The sequence below is a fragment of the Brucella pseudogrignonensis genome, assembly GCF_002252525.1.
GTDB classification, from domain to species: domain Bacteria; phylum Pseudomonadota; class Alphaproteobacteria; order Rhizobiales; family Rhizobiaceae; genus Brucella; species Brucella pseudogrignonensis.
This window is the reverse complement of sequence record NZ_NNRM01000044.1, coordinates 49,038-65,377: the sequence shown is the minus strand read 5'-3', so window position 1 is coordinate 65,377 and position 16,340 is coordinate 49,038. Positions and strand designations below refer to the sequence as shown.

Sequence of the window (16,340 nt, the reverse complement as noted above, 5' to 3'; positions counted from 1 at the left end):
TGCTGGCGGATTGCCTTTGATCGACCCGCATAAAATCTCCGTTCCCACATGAAGGATAAAATGATGTGGCGCGCTTTTTTTATCACCCTTCTGATGATGGTCTTTGTTTCCTCCGACGCGATGATTGCGACCACACAGGCCTTTGCTCAGAGCCGTTCCGTACAGGTCGGCACCACCATTAATCGCGGTCACCGCATCGGTTGTAGCCAGGGCAGCAGACTGTTGCGCATGCGCGGGTTTCACACCGTCCGCACCCTTGACTGTCGTGGCAACCACTTCCTCTATCGGGCGACCCGGCTGGGGCGAAGCTATGACATCACGATCAGGGCACGTGATGGACGCATCACCCATTCGCGCCCGTTCAGAATGCGCCGCTGATGCACCTACTTGGTGGCAGGTCGAAACAGTGTGCGCAGGACGGGGTCGCGTCATCGCAACAGCAGCAATGGCGGCCTGCAGCTGATTTAGGCTTTCGCCCCTGCGGCTGCAGATTGCGGTCGCGGTCCTTGCACGGTCATGCGATCGCACAGTCAACCCCGATAGCCACGCTTGAAGCAGGGGACGCCGTTTGAAGCAGCGCCTGATTGTTGCCTTGTTCCTGCTGATCGTCACCGGATGCGCCGGCAACCGCGCGGTCACCGGGCTTGATCATCCCGCGCCCCCGGGCCAAAGCGCCGCCGTCGTAGCTCTGAATGTTGCCAGCGTGCGGCAACGTGATGACAGGCCGTCGATCGCCTATGCGCGAGCCCGGGCCCCGGCACTCAATCTGTCGAGCATCCGCGTGCATATTCCCAGCAATCATCGCCCCGGCAACGTTGAAACCTCTTCGGTGCGTCCGGACCCTCAAAGCCATTTCCGTGCCTCCGATTATCAGCCCATTGCCGACCCCGCAGCAATGATCCGCACGCTCAATCAGCAATTGGCCGAGCGTGCGCCAGAACAGCGCGAAATCTTCATATTCGTACACGGCTATAACAACAACTTTGCCGAGGGCCTGTTCCGCAACGCACAGATTGTCCAGGATTATGGCGTCAATTCGGTCCCGATCCATTTCGCCTGGGCCTCAGCCGCTTCCTTCACCCGTTATCTCTATGACCGTGACAGTGCCATCATCGCGCGCAGCGGTTTGGTCGAAACCCTGGAAATCGCCGCCCGCACCAAAGCAAGAGGCATCGTCCTTGTCGGGCACTCAATGGGGGCGGTGGTGGTCATGGAAGCGTTACGCACATTGGCGATCGGCAAACGCCACGACGTGCTGCGGCGCATGAACGGGGTGTTGCTGGCGGCGGCCGATATCGACCCCGATCTGTTCCGCAGTCAGGTCGAGGACATTGATGAATTGCCGCAACCCTTCACAATCGTGGTGTCGCGCCGCGACCGCGCACTCGACATATCGCGGCGACTGGCCGGTGGCGCACCGCGCATCGGCAGCGGCTTTGATATCGCCTTCCTGCAAAACAAGAATATTCAGGTGCTTGATATTTCTCAGGTCGACCGCGGTGGCCACAGCCTGTTTGCAAGTTCCAACACCCTGATCAAACTGCTGGGATCGGGCCACCTGCTGCGGCGTCTCATCACCGACGAATATGCCGGTCTGGACGATAGTTTCGTTGCCGCCGGGCAGGGCGCTTTCGAACAGGCCTCGCTCGCATTGCATCTGCCCGTGCGGGTGATCGATCGCCTGCAGAACCGTTAGCGTGACAGCCCACCATCCTCGACAATGAACTCAATGACCCGATCCAGTCCGGTTCCGCGCGTGAGATCGGTGAAGCCAAAGGGTCTGCCGGCGCGCATCCTTTGCGCGTCGGACCGCATCACATCGAGATCGACATGCACATAAGGCGCGAGATCGCTCTTGTTGATGATGAGGAAGTCCGATCGTGTTATGCCCGGGCCGCCCTTTCGCGGGATTTCCTCGCCCTGACAGACTGAAATCACATAAAGGGTGAGATCCGCAAGATCCGGCGAGAAAGTGGCGGCAAGATTGTCACCGCCCGACTCGATAAACACCATGTCGAGATCCGGAAATTTTCGGTTCATCTCGGCAATGGCCTGTAGGTTGATCGATGCATCCTCCCTGATCGCCGTGTGCGGACAACCACCGGTTTCCACGCCCAAAATGCGGTCTTCCGACAAGGCCTGGCGCTTTGCCAGGATCAAGGCGTCTTCCTTGGTGTAGATGTCGTTTGTGATCACCGCGATGGAATAATGCGCACGCAATGCCTTGCAAAGATGTTCGGTCAAGGTCGTTTTTCCAGAGCCAACCGGCCCGCCAATTCCAATGCGCAATGGTCCATTTTTCGAAGCCATCAAAGCTCTCCTCCCTCGACAAATTGACAGGCGTTAGCGTGATCGCTCATGCTCATGCTCATGCTCATGCTCATGCTCATGCTCATGCTTATGCTTATGTTCATGCTTATGTTCATGGCTGTGGCCGTGACTATCGCTGTGATCATGCACGGGGTGATGACCGTGATCGCCCACTTGGCCGGAATAGGCGCCGCGCAAGGGATTAAACGGTGCCAGAATCTCGGTGACCTGTGCCCCAAGACCTTCCAGCATGGTCTTGATGACATGATCCCGCAGGATCAATATCCGCTTAAGCGCGATTTCGGCTGGAAGGTGCCTGTTGCCGATGTGCCAGGCAAGCTCGCTAAGCGCCTTCGGACTTGATGCGGTGATCTCATAAAGCGCTTCATTGGCAGCCTCGACCAACACCAGCGCGCCATCCTCGAGAACGAGCGCGTCGCCGCTTCTCAGAACAACCGCCTGCGGTAGATCAAGGAAAATCCGGCTTCCATCCGTCAGTTCAACAGCCTTGCGACGCAGATGCCGCCCATCATGGGCAAGCGACAGCCTGCCGGTCACCGTCATGCTTTTATCCCGACTGAGTTCGGAACCAGGTCGGATCGCTATCACTTTGCGCATAGGTCCTCCACTAACTTCAAAGTGTTACGAGAAGAAGACAAGACTTAATCAGGCCCAATCAATTCCCGATACAGGCTCAGATCCTCTTACAATTAAGCTTGTACAACACAAATTGTCGAGTTATTGTCATTCAACTTTCGCTTTTTTAGCATTTTCTTGCCGCATATCCCAATCGCATCGAAGTTCTTAAGCTCCATGGGAGTAGCAGTCGTTGATGAGCAAAGGGTGGCATGCCGAGCTCGAACTGTGGTTCGAGCACAACACTTCCTCCACCCGGCTCGTTCGGCGGCGGCATGTGGGACCGCTTGCTGTGCAACGTCCATTCTACCCGGAGGCGGATGGCAGTGCACATGTCTATCTTTTGCATCCGCCCGGCGGGGTCGCAGCCGGCGATATTCTCTCGATCCACTGTCATCTGGCGGATCGCTCCAGAACCGTGCTGACGACGCCGGGCGCCACCAAGTTCTATTGTTCACAACAGCAAAAAAGTACCCAGTCGACCGACATCACAGTCGGGGCGGGCGGCATATGCGAATATCTTCCGCAGGAAACCATTGTCTTCAACGGTGCCCGTGCCGCAATCAGCACCCGGGTCAACCTGACGGGCGACGCGCGTTATCTGGGATGGGATATTGTCTGTCTGGGCCGGCCGGCCTGCGGCGAGCGTTTTAAGCAAGGTGAAGTCCGCCAGCGCCTTGAAATCTTTCGCGATCAAAAGCCAATCTTTTTCGAGCAGTTCTGTCTGAAAGGCGGCGATGCTGCCAGTGACGCCGCCTTCGCCTTCAACGCTCAACCCATTCTCGCAACCATGGTCTATGCCGGAGCGGCCGACGAGGACGCGGTTGACCGCATTCGGGTGGCGCAATCGGGCCACAGCGCAAGCCTGTTCTCGGTCAGCCGGCTCGATCGGGTGATCGTCTGCCGCTATCTGGGCGGACGCATGTCCGAGGCCAAGCAGCTGTTGCGGCAGGCCTGGGAAGTCCTGCGGGAAGCCGGCCTCGGCAAGGTGGCGGCCCCACCCAGGATCTGGGCCACTTGAATCAGTTAGTTTGGAGAGGGTAAGCCGATGGAATTACTGCCACGCGAAAAGGATAAACTGCTGATCTTTACCGCAGCCTTGGTTGCCGAGCGCCGCAAGGCGAGGGGACTGAAGCTCAACTATCCGGAAGTCGTGGCCTATATTTCGGCCGAAATCCTGGAAGGGGCAAGAGACGGCAGGACCGTTGCGGAGCTGATGTCGTTCGGTGCGACGCTGCTCACCCGCGATGACGTGATGGAGGGTGTTGCCGAGATGATCCATGACATCCAGGTCGAAGCCACCTTCCCGGATGGTACCAAGCTGGTCACCGTCCATAACCCCATTCCCTAGGAGGGTCGCATGATACCCGGAGAATACTTCATTGAAGAGGGGTCGATTACGCTCAATGCGGGCCGTGAAACTCGCAGCCTGCGGGTTGAGAATACCGGTGACAGACCGATCCAGGTCGGCTCCCACTATCATTTCTACGAAACCAATGCGGCGCTGATCTTTGACCGTGAAGCCAGCCGCGGATTCCGGCTCAATATCCCCGCAGGGACCGCCGTGCGTTTTGAACCCGGACAGGATCGGGTGGTCGAACTGGTGGCGCTCGACGGCAATCGGGAGGTCTATGGCTTCAATGCCAGGATCAATGGCAAGCTCTAGGAGGGACAGATGGGAAGTATTTCCAGACAGGCCTATGCCGAACTTTACGGTCCCACCATCGGCGATCGACTGCGCCTGGCGGATACCGAACTGATCATCGAAATCGAGGAAGACCGTTGCATCTATGGCGAGGAAGTCACATTTGGTGGCGGCAAGGTCATCCGTGACGGGATGGGCCAGGGGCAACGTCCGGCCGCCGAAACCGCCGATCTGGTCATTACCAATGTGATCATTCTGGATCATTGGGGGATCATCAAGGCCGATGTGGGGATCAAAAGCGGCCGCATTACCGGTATCGGCAAGGCCGGCAATCCCGACATTCAGCCCGGTGTTGATATTGTGATCGGTCCTGGCACCGATGTGATTGCCGGCGAAGGCAAGATCCTTACCGCCGGTGCCATCGACACCCATATTCATTTCATCGCCCCGCAACAGGCAGAGGAGGCGCTGGCCAGCGGCACCACCACTCTGGTGGGTGGTGGTGCCGGTCCCACTGTGGGAACACTGGCCACCACCGTTACCGCCGGCCCCTGGGCGATCCACCGCATGCTTGAGGCAATTGAAGCGCTGCCCATCAATGTCGGCCTGCTCGGCAAAGGCAATGCGAGCATGCCCGAACCCTTGCGCGAACAGATCCGGGCCGGGGCAGTTGGTCTGAAGCTGCATGAGGACTGGGGGACCACACCTGCGGCGATCGACACCTGTCTGAGCGTCGCCGACGAAGAAGATATTCAGGTCGCCCTGCATAGCGATACTCTCAATGAGAGCGGCTTTGTCAAGGACACATTCGCTGCCATGAAAGGCCGCACCATCCATAGCTTTCATACCGAAGGCGCCGGTGGCGGTCATGCCCCAGACATCATTACAGCGGCGGGAGAAGAGAACATTCTACCCTCCTCCACCAATCCAACCCGGCCCTATACGATCAATACGGTTGACGAACATCTCGACATGCTGATGGTCTGCCATCACCTCAGTCCCAAGATTCCCGAGGATGTGGCCTTCGCGGAATCCCGGATCAGACGCGAGACCATCGCCGCCGAGGATATCCTCCATGATCTCGGTGTCTTCTCGATGATGTCATCGGATTCCCAGGCCATGGGCCGGATCGGCGAAACCACGCTGCGCTGCTGGCAGACCGCCCATAAAATGAAGGTCCAGCGCGGCCCGCTCAATCCCGACAGCAGCCGCAACGACAATTTTCGCGCCAAGCGCTATATCGCGAAATACACCATCAACCCGGCCATCACCCATGGCTTCGCCCATGAAATCGGTTCCGTGGCGGTCGGAAAAAGAGCCGACCTCGTCTTGTGGAAGCCCGAATTCTTCGGGGTGAAACCAAGCCTGGTCATGCTGGGCGGGATGATTGCAATGGCACCAATGGGCGATCCCAATGCCTCCATCTCAACCCCGCAGCCGGTTCACTACCGGCCAATGTATGGGATCATGGGCCGGGCCATCGGTTCGACCGGCGTTACCTTCGTGTCGCAGGCGGCGCTCAATGACGGGATTGGCGAAAAGCTCAAGCTGCAAAAGCAGCTGGTCGCGGTCAAGGGAATAAGGACAATCCGCAAGAAGGATATGATCCATAATGGCCTGACGCCAAAACTGGAGGTCGATCCGCAAAACTATCAGGTGCGGGTGGACGGGGAACTCATCAGCTGCGAACCGGCCGACGTCCTGCCGATGGCGCAGCGTTACTTCCTGTTCTAACAAAAGGGGACAGGGTGAGGAAGAGGGGACATCCTATGCCGGCTGCAAGTTTGAGCGATCATGCCTTTCTGCGCTTTGTTGACTGGACCCTGCGCGGCATCTCCCAGGTTGTGTTTCAGAACAATCCGCTCTCGGGCCTGATCATTCTTCTGGGCATTGTGTTCAATTCCTGGATCTACGCTGTGATCTGCCTTTTAGGCGTTGTGGCCAGCACGGCGACCGCCCTGCTGCTCAAAGCCGATAGAGCGCTTGTTCGCGACGGGCTCTATGGTTTCAATGGTTGTCTGGTCGCGCTGGCGCTCGTCGCCTTCACCAGTGCGGATTTTCAGGCAGGTGCCTGGCCGTCCCCGGCCATGGCGGTCTATCTGCTCTGCGGCGCAGCCTTTTCCACCATGGCCTTTGCAGCCATCGCAACTCTGATGGCACCCTATAAGGTTGCCCCGCTGACCATGCCCTTCGTGCTGGTTGGCTGGCTATTGCTGTTTGCCATCCTGAAATTTGATGCCATCGATGCCGGCCCGATGGCAAAGCCGGTCTCCCCGGAACAATTCTCCTACGCAGCGCCCTATCTGCTCCCGACCTGGTATATGGGGATCGGAACAGCGATCGGGCAGATCTTCTTCCAGGACAACTGGATTACCGGCTACATCATCCTTTGCGCTATCGCCGTTAATTCCCGCATCTCTGCGATGATGGGACTTTTGGGTGCCGGCACCGGTGCTCTGGTGGCCGCTTTGTTCGGGGGACCGGAAGGCGCCATTCGCGACGGGCTGTTCGGCTATAATGCTGCGCTTACCGCAATGGCCCTGGGCGGCTTCTTTCTCGTGCTGAACTGGAGCAGCTTCCTCTATGCAATCTTCGGTGCCGTGATCGCCACTTGGCTCTGGGCATCGGTTGCAATCTTTCTCAAGCCGATTGGCATGCCAGTTCTCACCTCGACCTTCGTCATCGTCACCTGGATCATGCTGCTGGGGCAATATGCCTTCAAGGCGCTGATACCGGTGCTGCCGGCCGAGGCAACCACACCAGAGCAAAATCGCGCGGCCTTCCGCAAGGCCGACCGCCTAAGACCGGAATAGCCGGCTATATTGGGTTTCGTGCCAGGCACTGGCCATCGCCAGTGTCGGCGCCATATTACCAATATCCTCTTCGCTCAGGGTGGCAGCCTTCTGCGCCGCAGTCTCAATAGCGTCAACCGCCGCAATGAGAATGCGCTGACCCGCCGTGTGGCCAAGCGGGACCAGGCGGATCGCGGCGGTCACCTGACTTTCCACCACTGTCCACATCAAACCCCGCAAGGCATCAAATGGCGCAATGCCCCAATGAGAAGCGGCAATTGCAAAGGCTGCCGGATAGCTCGCATGGCCAGTCAAGCTGAACCGCTCCCCACCCCCGCCGTCCAAGCTGCGCAGCAGTGACAACAGGGATTCTGCCATCCGCCGGTCTTCCAGTTCCAGTTCATGGCTTTCGCGACTGGCGCTGAGCCAGTCATTCAACCGCTCGAATTCGGCATTATCCTGTCGCTGCAACGCCTGCATCATCCGCCAGAACAGGGCGCCATCAAGCGTCGCATAGCTGTGTTTGAGCAGCCCGATGATCCAGGCGGCGCAGCTTGCGGCATCGGTGACGATCTCTGCATGAACAGCCCATTCCAGTCCACGCGAATAGGAAAAGCCCCCCACCGGCTGGTTGGGGCTTACCAGCCGCAGCAGATGCAACGGCGAGGCGGGCGGCAGTTCATGGCTCGCGCCTGCCTCACGGTTACTCTCAGATCCAGTCTCGGCGTCGGGCTGGCGTCGCGCAAAAGCCGGGGAAATCGGACGCACCTTATCCAATGGCGAGATAAACCCCGCTTAACGCTGCCAGCGAACCGGCAATGCGGACGGCAAGCTGCCCGGATTTTCCTTTCGCCAGACTGCCCAGCGCAAGACCGGCCGCAATCCCTGCGGCATGCAGCAGCGCGGTGGCAAGCGCGAAGCCGGTTGCATAGGAGAGGAAGCTCGCGCTGCCGATCTCACCGCCATGGGCATAACCATGGAAGAATGCGAAAAAACCGACGATCAGCGCGGCATTGCGGGTGGAAGCGTGAAAGGCCAGCGCCACCAGCAGACCTATCACAATCACCGAGGCAAGAATGACTGGCTCCACATAAGGCAACGGCAATCCCGACAGCGCTGCCACAAAGCCCAGAACCATCACGCCGACAAAACTCAACGGCACCGCATAAAGCGCGCGCCCACCCAGCATCGCGGCCCAAAGACCCACCACCACCATGGCCAGAATATGGTCAGCGCCGGTCAGCGGATGGGTGAAGCCCGCAGCAAACGAGCCGTGTTCTGCAGGGTTCAAATGTGCAAATGCAGGACTGCTTGTCACCATGAGGACAAGAGTTGCAAGAACCGAAGATCTTTTCATCGTCGCGTCCTTTCGACAAAAAAACACAGGTTAGAACGAACCAAACATCGATCCCAGGATGAAGACGGCAGCCAGCGAAATGATCACCCCGACAATCACCGTCATCACCATGTCGAAATAGCTTGAGGCATGGGTCTGCTTGCTGATCTGCAAAAGCAGCAGCACTGTGCCATTATGCGGCAATGCATCCAAGGTGCCGGCACTGATCACCGTCAGGCGATGCATCAGGGCCGGGTCAATGCCATATTGATTGGCAAGGTGCATATATTGTTCACCCAGCGCATTGAGCGCGATCGCCATACCGCCTGAGGCGGTGCCGGTCAGCGCCGCCAGTGCGTTCATGGCGACCACCAGTGACACCAACGGGCCGCCGGGGACCTCAAGCACCGCATCACGCACCAGCATGAAAGCCGGCATGGCCGCAACCACCGCACCAAAGCCAACAAGACTGGCGATGGTCAGGATTGGCAGAACCGAGGAATTGGCTCCGGCATCCAGGCTTTCCCGGATGGCCTTCAAACGGGTAAAATTGGCGATGATCAGCGTCAGGATCGCAGCCGCAAGCGCTATCAGCACTGCCCAGAGCCCGATTGCCGAAGAGACATCAATCCCCCAGGGCGGTTGGCTCAGGAAAGAAAAATCCAGCCGGGGGAGAATGATCAGCGCCATCAGAAAATTGACGACGATCACCACCAGAAGCGGCAGCAGCGCCACGAAGAAGGACGGCTTGTCGGTGGCGCGGACACCGTGGTCGAGCTCGGCCGGATCGAAGTCCCCGGTCAGGGTGGATTGCTCTCTGAGCTTCTCGGTGATTTCCACCTCACTTGGTTCGTCGACATAATTCTCGCCGGCAAGCCGCGCCCGTGCCTCCGCGCGCTGCAACCACCACATGCCAAAGGCCAGCGTGATGATCGAGGCAATGATCCCCAAGCCGGGGGCGGCAAAGGTCGTGGTGCCAAAATAGGGCATCGGGATGGCGTTGTTGGTCGAAGGCGTGCCTGGCATTGCCGACATGGTGAAGGTGAATGCGCCCAGACCAATCGCCGCCGGCATCAGCCGCGCCGGTATATTGGCCGCCTTGAACATCTCGCGCGCCATGGGAACCAGCACGAAAAACGCGACAAACACGCTGACCCCGCCATAGGTCACCACGGCCGAAGCCAGCACGACCGACAGCATCGTCCGCTTCACACCAAGCCGCTCGGTCAGCGAATGGGCAATTGCGGTGATCGATCCGCTGTCATCCATCAGCTTGCCAAAAATGCCGCCCAGCAAAAACAATGGAAACCAGCGGGCCACGAAATTCGCCGTTCCGGTCATGAAGGTGGTGGTCCAGTTGGCCAGCAGCGGTTCGCCGGAAATCAGCGCCGCCAGCAAGGCTGCCGCCGGCGCAAGCATCAACACGCTCCAACCGCGATAGGCAAACCACATAAGAAGAACGAGGCCGAGTAATATTCCGAGCAAACCCATATTATCTGACCCCTCAGTCGATACTGGTAAGAATGCCTGCGAAATTTCCTTCATAAAACAACTTTAATTTGAAGAATACAAGCATCATAATGAAACGATATTTGTGACAGCGCTGTTATGCTCGGATAAAGTCCCAATCAACTGTGGTGTCCCAAGTCCTCGCAGCCATTCGTGAAGTCGGAGCAACCATGGATCCTTTCTTGCTGCCGCAAACCGTCGACTTGCCAGATACCGTTAAATTGTCTCATCGCAGGCCGCCGTCCGTTGCAGCCTTGCCGGTGACCTTCCCCTGTTATCCGCACCGCAATGCGCAGCAGCCAGTCAGTTGGGCGCGCAAGGGTCAAAGGAAAGCAAAGCGTTGATGAGCGAACTTGTCGCACTGCAATCAATCATGCTCAATCTTTGTCTGGCACTGCTGCTCGGATCCGCTATCGGACTGGAACGACAGCTGCGCCAACGCCATTCCGGCCTTGTCACGCACGGGTTGGTGGCACTGGGCGCTGCCGCTTATGCCTCCCTTCCCCACGCGCTGGGGATCGTCGCCGATCCGCGCATGGGCGCGCAGGTGGTCACCGGGATCGGCTTTCTGGGGGCTGGCCTCATCATCAAGGACGGGGCCAGCGTCAAGGGCCTGAGCACGGCGGCAACCATCTGGAGTACCGGCGCCGTCGGCGTGCTTACCGGCTATGGCTTCTGGTTCCTGGCGATTGAGACTGCGTTTTTCATTGTCTGCCTCAATCTCTCGCTACCCAAGATCGCGACGCTGGTGGACCGCTATTCCTTCATCACGCCGCAAAGCGAACAATATTACCGGGTGCGGTTCCGATGCCCTCCTGAAAGCGAAATCGCGGTGCGCGCCTTGCTCATCCAGGCGCTGGATCTGAAAAAACTGCGCTTCCACGCCATTCGCAGCCATCGTCTGGAAGGCAGTGATGACATGGAAGTCGAGGCAACCCTGTTTACCGGCAAAGAAGAGGATGGGGCTGTGGAGGCGCTGGTCGCCCAGTTAAGCCTGCGCTCAAGCATAATTTCGACCAGCTGGGTAAAACTTGAGGAGAGTGACTGGCCACATCAGCATTAACTTTGCCAATATTATGCTCTGTACTCTTAAATACAAACGTGTTCATATGAGCAGACCATCCTATCTTACCAGCAAGCAGTCAGTCCGTTTTCAACCCCGTGAGGATTGAGGGATGAATGTTCCCCAACTGCTGAAAATGCAACGCAGGACCGTCGAGCAGCGCAAATGGCGCGGCTTTCTGCTGCTGGGAATGCTGCTGTTGCTGGGCGGGGTGCTCTGCCTGCTATTGCCGGTCTTTTCGGAATTTGCCGCCAGTACGGTGTTTGGACTGGTGCTGGTGGCTATCGGCGTCATCAAGATCATCCAGTCATTATGGGTGAAGAGCTGGGCCGGATTTGTCTGGCAGGAATTGTCCGGGGTCGTTGAGCTGGTCGGTGGTATCATGATCTGTCTCAATCCGCTCAAGGGCGCTCTGGCGATCACGCTTCTGATTGCCATTGTGGTTTTTGTTCATGGCTTTCTTCAGATCGCCATGTCGTTGAAGATCCGACCCGAGGGCGGATGGTGGTGGTTTACCCTGTCGGGGATCATCGCCTGGATGGCCAGTGCAGCGCTTGTACTCAAATGGCCACTGATCCGTGACCTGCCTTCGGGATCAATCGCCGGCATCGCGCTGCTGATCGCCGGCCTCGCTTATGTGGGAATTGCCTTTACGACCAGAAATGCGTGACTGAACACCCACCATCTTGAGGGAGATCCGGCGGTGAAAAGGGCTCTGGTTCATCAAAATCTGAGGGGGGCCATGCTTCTGGCCGTTCTCATCATGGCATCGGTAACCGCAGGCAAGGCACAACAGCCGCCAGCCGCGCCGGCGCCCGCCGTTGTGGTCGAGACTGTCGCTGTTGCCTCTGCGGCAGCGCCGCAACGCTTTAATGGACAGATCGAAGCCATCGAGGCCGTCGATATCCAGGCGCGCATTACCGGTTTTCTCAAAGCCAAGGCCTTCGAGCAGGGCGCGCCCATCAAGGCGGGAGATCTGCTTTTTGAAATCGAACCCGATGCCTTGCAGGCGGCCCTCACGCTGGCGCAGGCGCAGCTGGCCCGCGCAACAGCCAACCAGAACGCTGCCCGACAGACACTGACGCGCACCCGGACGCTCGCCAATCGCAATACCGCCTCGCAGGCGGCGCTCGATGACGCACAGGCCGCTTTCGATATTGCCAGCGCCGACGTGCAGGGCGCGGAGGCCAATCTCAACACCGCCCGCCTCAACCTGTCCTATACCCAGATCCGCTCACCGATCGAAGGAACCATTGGCCGCTCGCTGGTGTCTGTTGGCAATCTCGTTGGCCCAGGCAGTGGTCCGCTCGCGCGCATTGTCCAGCTTGATCCGGTGCGTGTGGTGTTTTCCATCACCGACCGCGCCCTGGTCAGCCTGCGCCAGCAGGACGCCGCCGGACAGGCAGTCACGCCACAACAATTCTCGCTCAGCCTGGTTCTCGCCAATGGCACCAGCTATCCGCAGCGTGGAACCATCCAGTTCATCGATAATGAAGTCAGCGCCCAGACCGGAACCGTGGCCGTGCGTGCACTTTTTGCCAATCCAGACCAGCTTCTCGTGCCAGGTCAGGTGGTGGCTGTTCAACTCGTCGATGACGCAATCGGTACGCTGCCTGTGGTGCCAATGGCCTCCGTGTTGCAGGATCGACAGGGCAAATATGTCTTCGTGCTCGGTACAGACAACAAGGTTTCGCGACGCGCGATCGTCACCGGTGCGCGCATCGGCAATCGATGGGCCGTCACGAGCGGCGTTAAGCAAGGCGAACAGATCGTGACCCAGGGGCTGCAACGCATCGCCGATCAGCAACTGGTCGCACCGCGCGAAGCCAATGATGGCGAAGGGGCGGAACAATGATCTCCGAGACCTTCATCCGCCGTAGCCGCCTTGCCATCGTCATTTCAATCCTGATCTCCATTGCCGGCGCAATTGCAATCTTTGCCCTGCCCATCCAGCAATATCCGCAAATATCGCCCCCCACGGTCACCGTCTCCGCCTTCTATCCCGGCGCCAGTGCAGAAGTGATCGCCGATGTAGTGGGCGGCCCGCTTGAAACCGCCATTAATGGCGTCGATGACATGATGTATATGTCGTCCACCAGTTCCAATGCCGGGCAATATGCGCTTTCGGTGACGTTTGAAGTGGGCACCGATCCGGAACTCGCACAGATCAATGTGCAAAATCGCGCGCAGCTGGCGATCTCCCGTCTGCCCGCCGCGGTTGCACAACAAGGTGTGTCAGTGCGCGCCCGCTCACCGGATTTTGTGCTCGGCATCGCATTCTATTCCCCGGATGACAGCCTGAACGCCCTTGAAATCACCAATTTCACCACCACAACCATCGTTGATGCGATTTCGCGGGTGGCCGGCGTCGGTGAGGCAAGCGTGGTGGGGGCCTCCGAATATTCCATGCGGGTGTGGCTCAACCCACAAAGAATGGAGGCTCTTGCCATATCGGTCGATGAGGTTGCAGCCGCCATTCAACGCCAGAATATTCAGGCGACCCTCGGCCAGGCCGGGGCGCCGCCGATGCGGGAAGCCACCGAACTGCAATATACGCTGGTCGCTGAAGGCCGCCTGCGCGATCCCGAGGAATTCGGCGCTATCGTCATCCGCACCGGCGCAGACGGCGCAAAAGTCTTCCTGCGCGATATTGCCCGGCTGGAACTGGGCGCCCGCAATTACGCATCCAGCGCGAGTTTTGCCGGCCATCAATCGGCGATGCTGCAGATCAATCAGGCGCCGGGTGCCAATGCGATCGACACCGCACAAGCCGTGGAAGCAGAGCTAGAGCGTCTTTCGGCGCGCTTTCCGCCGGGCCTGCATTATCACGTGGTCTATGATGCAACCCGCTTCGTCAAAGCCAGCCTGCAGCTCACCACCCGAACCCTTCTGGAAGCGTTCCTGATCGTCCTCGCCGTCACTTTCGTGTTTCTGCAGGACTGGCGCGCCACCCTGATTTCCGCCCTTGCCATTCCCGTCTCCATGCTCGGAGCGATCGCCGTGCTGCTGGCGCTCGGCTATTCACTCAATATGATCTCGCTGCTCGCGCTGGTTCTGGCAATCGGACTGGTGGTGGATGACGCCATTCTGGTGGTCGAGAATGTCAAGCATGTGCTTGATGATGCAACCGAAATCAGCGTTGTCGAAGCGACCCGCACAGCCATGCGCCAGATCACTGGTCCGATTATTTCCACAACCCTGGTGCTGCTCGCCGTCGTGACCCCGACAGCCTTTCTGGAGGGAATTGGCGGACAACTTTACCGGCAGTTTGCCGTCACCATTTCATCGGCCCTGATCATCTCCTCCTTTGTCGGGCTCACACTCAGTCCTGCACTTGCCGCGCTGCTGCTCAGGCGCGATCAGACCGGCTTCCAACGCGGCCCGCTTGCCTGGTTCACCCACTTCATGGAACGCACCCGCGACGGCTATGGTCATCTGGTGGGGCTGACCGTCAGACACTGGTATATCCCGCTTGCCGGCATTGTCGCCTGCTTCGCCGGCGCCTATCTGCTGTTTACCAATCTGCCGGCAACCTTTCTCCCCGACGAGGATCAGGGCGCGCTGTTTGTCGATATTCAGCTGCCCAGCGCCGCATCGCTCGAACGCACCAATCGCATTGTCGAGGATGTGCGCAAAGTGCTGAGCGAGACTGCCGGCGTTGCAGACGTCATCACCGTCTCAGGCTTCAGCATCCTGCAATCCACCAGCACGCCCAATGGTGCCATGGCGGTGGCAGCGCTTGCCCCCTGGGACGATCGCGAGACCCAGGCCCTGCAGCTCAACAGCATTATTGCGGCGCTGCGTCGCCAGTTCATGCAGATCCCAGGGGCGAATGTCGCCGTGTTCGCGCCGCCGGCCATTGCCGGCATTGGTTCGGTGGGCGGGCTCGATTTCCGCCTGCAGGCCCTGCAAGGTCAGTCCCCCGAGGAGATCGCACAGGTCACCACTGCTTTGCTGGGCTATTTCAACCGGCAAGCGCCAATCGGTGGCGCAGCGACCACCTTCAATGCCAATGTGCCACAAATCTATGTCGATGTGGACCGGGCCCGCGCCGAGGCGCTTGGCCTGAGCGTGTCCGACATCTATGCCACCATTGGCGCCAATTTCGGTTCCCGCTACGTCAATGATTTCACCCTCAATGGTCGGGTGTTCCAGGTCAATCTGCAGGCGGATTCCGACTTTCGCGCCCATGCAGAAGATATCCTCAAACTCCATGTCAGAAATCGCACCGGAACGCTTGTCCCCTTGCGCGGCGTGGTGTCCCTGACGACCGTGCTGGCACCCTTCGTCATCACACGATACAATCTCTCCGTCTCCGCCCAGATCAATGCCGTGCCTGCCCCCGCCGCCAGCAGTGGCGAAGCGATGAGCGCGATGGCGGATGTTGCGGCCACCGCGCTTCCCGACGGTTACGGCTATGAATGGTCGGGCTTGTCGTTTCAGGAAAACCGTAGCAGTGGTCAGGAGGCCCTGGTCTTTGCGCTGGCTTTCCTGTTCGCCTATCTGTTTCTGGTGGCGCAATATGAAAGCTGGAGCCTGCCGCTGGTGGTCATAGTATCCCTGGGGGCAGCGCTGCTGGGTGCGGTCGCAGCCCTCAGCCTGTTTGGACTGCAAAACAGCCTCTATGTCCAGATCGCGCTGGTGTTGCTGATCGGTCTTGCTGCCAAGAATGCTATTCTGATCGTGGAATTCGCCAAGGAGAAGCGCGAGGCCGGTTCAAGCGCCCGCGATGCGGCGCGTCTGGGCGCCGAACAGCGCTTTCGTGCAGTGATGATGACTGCCGTCTCCTTCATCCTTGGTATTCTGCCACTCGTTCTGTCCTCAGGCGCCGGCGCCGGTGCGCGCCAGGCGGTCGGTGTCACGATTTTCGGGGGGATGGTCGCCGCAACCACCATCGGCCTGCTGCTGACACCCGGCATCTATTTCATGGTGCAGTGGCTGAGCGAAAGGATGAGCCGGAGCAGCGACAAAGAGCGGCAATAAACTGGGCCCTGACAGCCACGCAAACATCATGCGGATGCGAGAGGGCGGTCCCGGTTTAAAGCGACC

At 58.9% G+C, this 16,340-nt stretch carries 16 protein-coding genes; 11 read left to right on the top strand and 5 right to left on the bottom strand.

The window, feature by feature from the left end; genetic code table 11:
* The first annotated feature begins 63 nt into the window (after positions 1 to 63).
* Together CEV34_RS20320 and CEV34_RS20315 are read left to right on the top strand one after the other, a co-directional pair.
* Complete coding sequence (locus CEV34_RS20320; RefSeq protein ID WP_007880755.1) at positions 64 to 378, top strand: hypothetical protein; 315 nt, start codon at positions 64 to 66, stop codon at positions 376 to 378.
* Positions 379 to 568: 190 nt separating this feature from the next.
* Positions 569 to 1,696, top strand: a complete 1,128-nt coding sequence (locus CEV34_RS20315) for an alpha/beta hydrolase (RefSeq protein ID WP_007880753.1) — start codon at positions 569 to 571, stop codon at positions 1,694 to 1,696.
* Here CEV34_RS20315 and ureG read toward each other — a convergent pair.
* Together ureG and CEV34_RS20305 are read right to left on the bottom strand one after the other, a co-directional pair.
* Positions 1,693 to 2,310: an urease accessory protein UreG gene (gene ureG, locus CEV34_RS20310; RefSeq protein WP_007880752.1), complete on the bottom strand. Its 618-nt coding sequence runs from the start codon at positions 2,308 to 2,310 to the stop codon at positions 1,693 to 1,695. The genes CEV34_RS20315 and ureG overlap by 4 nt on opposite strands.
* Before the next feature lie 33 nt (positions 2,311 to 2,343).
* Positions 2,344 to 2,928 carry an urease accessory protein UreE gene (locus CEV34_RS20305; RefSeq protein WP_039861108.1) on the bottom strand — a complete coding sequence of 195 codons (585 nt, stop codon included), beginning with the start codon at positions 2,926 to 2,928 and terminating at the stop codon, positions 2,344 to 2,346.
* Between the two features lie 214 nt (positions 2,929 to 3,142).
* Between CEV34_RS20305 and CEV34_RS20300 the strand changes: the two genes are divergently transcribed.
* Genes CEV34_RS20300 through CEV34_RS20280 form a run of 5 tightly spaced genes read left to right on the top strand, consistent with a single transcriptional unit; the run spans position 3,143 to position 7,404 of the window.
* The gene (locus tag CEV34_RS20300) at positions 3,143 to 3,967 is read left to right on the top strand and encodes an urease accessory protein UreD (RefSeq protein ID WP_007880742.1); all 825 of its coding nucleotides are present in this window, start codon (positions 3,143 to 3,145) and stop codon (positions 3,965 to 3,967) included.
* Between the two features lie 27 nt (positions 3,968 to 3,994).
* Positions 3,995 to 4,297 carry an urease subunit gamma gene (gene ureA, locus CEV34_RS20295; protein WP_007880740.1) on the top strand — a complete coding sequence of 101 codons (303 nt, stop codon included), beginning with the start codon at positions 3,995 to 3,997 and terminating at the stop codon, positions 4,295 to 4,297.
* Between the two features lie 9 nt (positions 4,298 to 4,306).
* A complete protein-coding gene (locus tag CEV34_RS20290) occupies positions 4,307 to 4,612 on the top strand; it encodes an urease subunit beta (RefSeq protein WP_007880738.1) in 306 nt (101 codons plus the stop codon).
* A 9-nt stretch (positions 4,613 to 4,621) separates the two neighbouring features.
* Complete coding sequence (gene ureC, locus CEV34_RS20285) at positions 4,622 to 6,325, top strand: urease subunit alpha (protein ID WP_007880737.1); 1,704 nt, start codon at positions 4,622 to 4,624, stop codon at positions 6,323 to 6,325.
* Positions 6,326 to 6,360: 35 nt separating this feature from the next.
* Positions 6,361 to 7,404, top strand: coding sequence for an urea transporter (locus CEV34_RS20280; RefSeq protein WP_007880736.1), 1,044 nt, complete (start codon positions 6,361 to 6,363; stop codon positions 7,402 to 7,404).
* Here the strand turns inward: CEV34_RS20280 and CEV34_RS20275 are convergent.
* From CEV34_RS20275 to CEV34_RS20265, 3 genes are read right to left on the bottom strand one after another with little or no spacing between them, the layout of a single operon-like run.
* Positions 7,390 to 8,160: an urease accessory protein UreF gene (locus CEV34_RS20275; protein WP_007880735.1), complete on the bottom strand. Its 771-nt coding sequence runs from the start codon at positions 8,158 to 8,160 to the stop codon at positions 7,390 to 7,392. The genes CEV34_RS20280 and CEV34_RS20275 overlap by 15 nt on opposite strands.
* Positions 8,153 to 8,740, bottom strand: coding sequence for a HupE/UreJ family protein (locus CEV34_RS20270; RefSeq protein WP_007880733.1), 588 nt, complete (start codon positions 8,738 to 8,740; stop codon positions 8,153 to 8,155). Before CEV34_RS20270 ends, CEV34_RS20275 begins: the two co-directional genes overlap by 8 nt.
* Before the next feature lie 30 nt (positions 8,741 to 8,770).
* On the bottom strand, positions 8,771 to 10,210 hold the full coding sequence (locus CEV34_RS20265) for a GntP family permease (RefSeq protein ID WP_007880732.1): 1,440 nt from the start codon (positions 10,208 to 10,210) through the stop codon (positions 8,771 to 8,773).
* A 361-nt stretch (positions 10,211 to 10,571) separates the two neighbouring features.
* On the opposite strand from CEV34_RS20265, the gene CEV34_RS20260 reads away from it, so the two are divergent.
* The 4 genes from CEV34_RS20260 (at position 10,572) to CEV34_RS20245 (ending at position 16,274) form a co-directional block, all read left to right on the top strand.
* The gene (locus tag CEV34_RS20260; RefSeq protein ID WP_007880730.1) at positions 10,572 to 11,291 is read left to right on the top strand and encodes an MgtC/SapB family protein; all 720 of its coding nucleotides are present in this window, start codon (positions 10,572 to 10,574) and stop codon (positions 11,289 to 11,291) included.
* A gap of 112 nt (positions 11,292 to 11,403) precedes the next feature.
* A complete protein-coding gene (locus tag CEV34_RS20255; RefSeq protein WP_094544375.1) occupies positions 11,404 to 11,961 on the top strand; it encodes an HdeD family acid-resistance protein in 558 nt (185 codons plus the stop codon).
* A 33-nt stretch (positions 11,962 to 11,994) separates the two neighbouring features.
* Complete coding sequence (locus CEV34_RS20250; protein ID WP_039861107.1) at positions 11,995 to 13,146, top strand: efflux RND transporter periplasmic adaptor subunit; 1,152 nt, start codon at positions 11,995 to 11,997, stop codon at positions 13,144 to 13,146.
* Complete coding sequence (locus CEV34_RS20245; protein ID WP_094544374.1) at positions 13,143 to 16,274, top strand: efflux RND transporter permease subunit; 3,132 nt, start codon at positions 13,143 to 13,145, stop codon at positions 16,272 to 16,274. The genes CEV34_RS20250 and CEV34_RS20245 overlap by 4 nt, the downstream gene beginning before the upstream one ends.
* Positions 16,275 to 16,340: the final 66 nt, after the last annotated feature.